At 73.9% G+C, this 4,633-nt stretch carries 3 protein-coding genes and 1 pseudogene; all 4 read right to left on the reverse strand.

All coding sequences use genetic code 11. The features are described 5' to 3' along the window. Positions 1-127: 127 nt before the first annotated feature. Positions 128-1,462, reverse strand: coding sequence for an N-acetylmuramoyl-L-alanine amidase (locus tag NBW84_RS19205; RefSeq protein ID WP_445548593.1), 1,335 nt, complete (start codon positions 1,460-1,462; stop codon positions 128-130). A 510-nt stretch (positions 1,463-1,972) separates the two neighbouring features. After that, positions 1,973-2,299 (reverse strand): thioredoxin, encoded by a 327-nt coding sequence (gene trxA, locus NBW84_RS19210; protein ID WP_250286129.1) that lies wholly within the window; start codon positions 2,297-2,299, stop codon positions 1,973-1,975. 174 nt (positions 2,300-2,473) lie between these two features. Next, a complete protein-coding gene (gene trxB, locus NBW84_RS19215) occupies positions 2,474-3,511 on the reverse strand; it encodes a thioredoxin-disulfide reductase (RefSeq protein WP_250286128.1) in 1,038 nt (345 codons plus the stop codon). A gap of 334 nt (positions 3,512-3,845) precedes the next feature. Beyond that, positions 3,846-4,633, reverse strand: a pseudogene (locus tag NBW84_RS19220) (hypothetical protein); the annotation flags it as partial.

Raw genomic sequence — 4,633 nt, forward strand, 5'->3', positions numbered from 1 at the left:
TGCGGTGCGGCGCGGGACCGGTGGGGCGAGGAAGCCGGCTGCCCCGGTCTTCCAGGGCGGAAGGATGTCAGCGCGCTGGAGACCCGGCGGGCGTCCAGGCCAGCGGCTCCGGTCCGCAGCCGTCGGGTCAGCGGGGGCGGCGGGAGGCGAGGGTCGGGACTCGCAGCTGGCCGGTCGGTGGGTCAAGGTCCGGCGGCAGGAACAGCCGCTGCACCGCGGCGAGGATCGCCTCGGCGACGGTGTCCCGGAACTCCGGCGACCCGAGCGCGGCGGCGTCGTGCGGGTTCGTCAGATACCCCAGATCCGTCCGGATCGCCGGCATCCTCGTCCGCCGCAGCAGCTCCCACGTCTTGGCGTGGGTCCGGCAGTCGACCAGGTCCGTGCGGGAGACCAGCTCCTTCTGGACGAGCGTGGCCAGCCGCTCGCCCACGGCGGACGAGCCCCGGGCGTTGCCGAAGTAGTAGGACGACACCCCCTGGGCCCGGGGTGACCTCCCCGCGTCCAGGTGCAGCGACACCAGCAGGTCCGCGCCGATCTCGTTCGCGCGGTGCGCCCGCTCGACGTCGTCCGGGGACTCGTGCGGGCCGTGCAGGAGGTAGGCCTCCAGCCCGGAGGCCAGCAGCCGGGCCTCCAGCCGGGCGGCGAGATCGGCGATGAGGTCGCGCTCGCAGAGGTCGCCGACGGTGACTCCAGGGTCGTTCCCGCCGTGGCCGGGGTCGACCGCGACCACGACACCGAGCAGGGACGGGCCCCGCTGGAGCAGCCGCACCGACTCCCGCAGCACGTCCGGGCGGCCACCGACGACGGTGCGCTCCAGCTTCTTCAGCTCCCGCAGGGTCAGCGGCCCGCAGCGGCCGTCGGGCTCCAGCGCGCGGTTGTACTGGAAGTCCCTGAGGGCCGCCTCGGTCCGCGGGCCGAAGATGCCGTCCGTCCGTCCCACGTCGAACCCCATGTTCGACAGCCGTTCCTGCAGCGCTGCCACGTCGTCCCCGATGAAGGGATGGTTGACGCTGTAGAAGAGCAGCCGGTCGCCCAGCCTGCGACGGGCCTCCTCCAGGGCGCGGAAGGTGTCCGGGCCGACGATGCCGTCCGCGGACAGCCCCCGGCTCTGCTGGAACGCCCGGACGGCCCGGTCGAGGGCGGCGTCGAACTCCAGGGCCACGTCGAGTTCGCGGGCGGCACTGAGTTCGCGGGCGGCATCGAAGCGGGCCGCCGCCGGCGGCGGCCTGTCGGGTGTTCCCGCCCGGGCACCGCTTCGTGGCCCGCCCGGTAGCCCGCCGCCCGGCAGCCCGCTGGTCGGTGGTCCGGCCGGTTGTGGCAGATCTGTCCCGCTCGGCCGCAGCCGGCCGGCCGCGGAGGCCTCCTGCTGGTGCGGCGCGGCCGGCAGGAACGACAGGGAGATCAGCGCGGCGCGTATCTCGGCGACCGAGGGGTCGCGGTCGCCGAGACGCAGGAGTTTGATCCTGCGGTTACCACTCGAACCTGCTCGCGGACGGGTCACGGAGACACAGGCTAGCGGCTGGGGCGTCTCTGACAGATGTTCGATCGCGTGGGTGGCGCCCACGCGGCCACCCGCCGCGTTGTCGTCGTCGCCCATAACTTCCGCTGTGAAACGCCCCCGTCCGGCAGTAGGCGCCGCGGGGGGACCCCGCTGTCCTCCGCCGGGCGGGAGGCCGCCTGGGCGCCGTCCGCATCGGCCAACGTCCATCAGGCACGCCCTGGACCCGCCGCCGTCGCCGCGGTCGTGGGGCAGCCGGGTGGCGGCCGGTGGATTTTCCCGTGCCGGCGGCGGCCCGGCCCACGCGGGTCCCGGCGGGCCGAGCCGCGGTGGCCGTGCTTCTCGCACGCCTGTGGCCTGCCTGGATCGGCGGACCGATCCGGACAGGCCACAGGTCCGGTGGGACGCGCGGGACGCCCCTTCCGACGGGCGTCCGCGGTGGGCGTCCCGGGGGACGCCTCAGATGCACACGCCTCAGATGTACGCGGAGAGATCCCGCAGCAGGGCGGCCTTCGGCTTCGCGCCGACGATGCTCTTGTCCACCTCGCCGTTGACGAACACGGCCAGGGTGGGGATGGACAGGATCTGGTACTGCCGAGCGGTCTGCGGGTTCTCGTCGATGTTGAGCTTGACGACCCGCAGCTTGTCACCGTGCTCGGCGGCGATCTCCTCGAGGACCGGGGCGACCAGCCGGCAGGGCCCGCACCACTCCGCCCAGAAGTCGACCAGGACGGGCACCTTGCTCTTCAGGACCTCCTCGGTGAAGGTGTTGTCGGTGACGGGCTGGGTGGCTCCTGCCATGATGATCTCCTCCTGGTTGTTGTCGATGCTTTCGGTTGTCGCCGCCGGGCCGGTCATCGCCGGTGGGCACCGTGTGGACGGCCGCGCCGCCGGCCGGGGACGGCGCGCCCGAGACTGCGTCCGTCGGCACGGGCACGGGCACGGGCACGGACACGGACACGGGTGGCGGGGTGGTCAGGACGGGGCCGCTCCGGCGACAGCCTCGGCGGGCGCCCGGGGCGGCCGACCGGTCGCGCCCTCGCGGGCGGCCAGATGGCGTTCGGCGTCCAGCGCCGCGGCGCACCCGGTGCCGGCCGCCGTGATGGCCTGCCGGTAGATGTGGTCCACGACGTCGCCGCAGGCGAACACACCGGGCAGGCTGGTGCGGGTGGACGGATGCTCGACCGCGACGTAGCCGGCGGCGTCCAGGTCGAGCTGGCCGCGGACGAGTTCGGTGCGCGGCTCGTGGCCGATGGCGACGAACAGCCCGCTGGCGGCTATCTCGCTGGTCTCACCGGTCACGGTGTCGCGGACCCGGACGCCGGTGACCCGCTCCTCGCCGAGGACTGCCACGACCTCGGCGTTCCAGCGGAAAAGGATCTTGTCGTTGGCGAACGCGCGCTGCTGCATGATCGCGCTTGCCCGCAGCCTGTCCCGCCGGTGGATGATGGTGACGGACCGGCCGAAGCGGGTCAGGAACGTCGCCTCCTCCAGCGCGGAGTCACCGCCGCCGACGACGAGGATGTCCTGGTCCCGGAAGAAGAAGCCGTCGCAGGTCGCGCACGCGGATACCCCGCGTCCCAGCAGCCGCTCCTCGTCCGACAGGCCGAGCCGGCGGTACGCCGAGCCGGTGGCGATGATCACGGTGTGGGCGCGGTAGGTCCGGTCCTCGGCAGTCACGATCTTCGGGTCGGCCCGCAGGTCGACCGCGGTGACGTCCTCGGCGAGCAGTTCCGCGCCGAAGCGCTCGGCCTGCCGGCGGATGCCTTCCATCAGGTCGGGGCCCTGGATGCCCTCGGGGAAACCGGGGAAGTTCTCCACCTCGGTCGTGGTCATCAGCGCGCCGCCGGCAGCCACCGAACCCTCGAAGACCAGCGGGCGCAGGTTCGCGCGCGCCGTGTATATCGCCGCGGTGTAGCCGGCCGGACCGGATCCGATGATGATGACATCTCGGACATCGGGATCCCGGGCGCCCGGGATGCTCGATTCGTTCCCGCTGCTGTGCGCGGTCACATCTCCACCTGTCCCTTCAGATCGCCGGCTGTCGCCGGTGAGGCCGTGCGCCAGCCACAACTGTCCCATTGCGCACCCGATTCCCTCGTCTGTGCTCCCGCACCGCCGCCGGGCTCGCCCGGCCGTGCCCCGCCGGGCGACGCCAGGCCCGCCCGGCGTCGCCCGCGGAACTGTCGCGGCAGCGCCGGAGCCGCTTCGCGAAGGGCCGCGGATCGTTACCGGCGCACCTGTGACCAGGGGCCGGGCATGACCTGGGCCGCACCCGGCGGATGATGGCCGCCCGCACGGGCGGCCGCCCGCGTCCACCGGCATCCAGCGGCCATGGCCCGGTTGGCTACCGCCGGGGCGTGGTGGTGCTGTACCACGTCGCGGCCGCGATGTTGGTCACCCCGCACCGCTCGTCAAGGACGATCACTTGCAGCTTGTCGGGATCGGCCGGGACGGACAGCACGACGAGCACGGCCGGCCGCCCGTCGAAAGCAACGAGATCCAACGCGATGACGTTGCCGCCGCTCTGGGTCGCCAGGCTGAGGTAGCAGGTGCGCAGGGCCGGCTGGGTGAGCTCGGTGACGAGGGCCGCCGCGGCGGCGGGCGGTAGCGGCGCCGCCGCGGCGGCGTAGTCGCGCAGCGGCACCTTGAGCGTCCCCTTGATCCGTCCGGACAGCAGGTCGAGGGTGTGCTGGGGGACGTCGGAGATGCTGAGCGGATGCCCGGTGTGCGCGAATATCGCCGCCGTGGCGGTGGCGGCGCCCTCGTCGGCGTCGACCGCCGTCGTGGCGGGGGCCGCGGGAGCCGCCGCACCGTCGCTCGAGCCTCCCCCCGCGGCACTGCGCGCCCCCTCGGACGATCCGGTGATGTCGGCCGACAGCGGTGCCACGGCCTGGCTGACGGCCTCGCTGGCGCTGTTCCGCCCGGTCTGCCGGCCCAGCACCCCCACGAGGCCGATCACCGCGACGATAACCGTCAGGCAGGCCGCCGCCGCGCTCAGCCACGGAGGGATCTGCCCCACCTGGAGCGGCCGCCCGGTCTGCCTGACGCGGCCACGCGCCCATTCCCCCGGCGCCCCGGGACGCGGCCGGTCGCGCGTGCGGGACTGCCGCTGCGGCCGCTGCGGCCGCAGCC

It is taken from the genome of Protofrankia sp. CiP1_Cm_nod2, assembly GCF_920664355.1.
Classification (GTDB): domain Bacteria; phylum Actinomycetota; class Actinomycetes; order Frankiales; family Frankiaceae; genus Protofrankia.

What these genes read in the sequence shown, in the direction of transcription:
- trxA (WP_250286129.1), bottom strand. Translation starts at nt 2,299, where the DNA reads ATGGCAGGAGCCACCCAGCCCGTCACCGACAACACCTTCACCGAGGAG.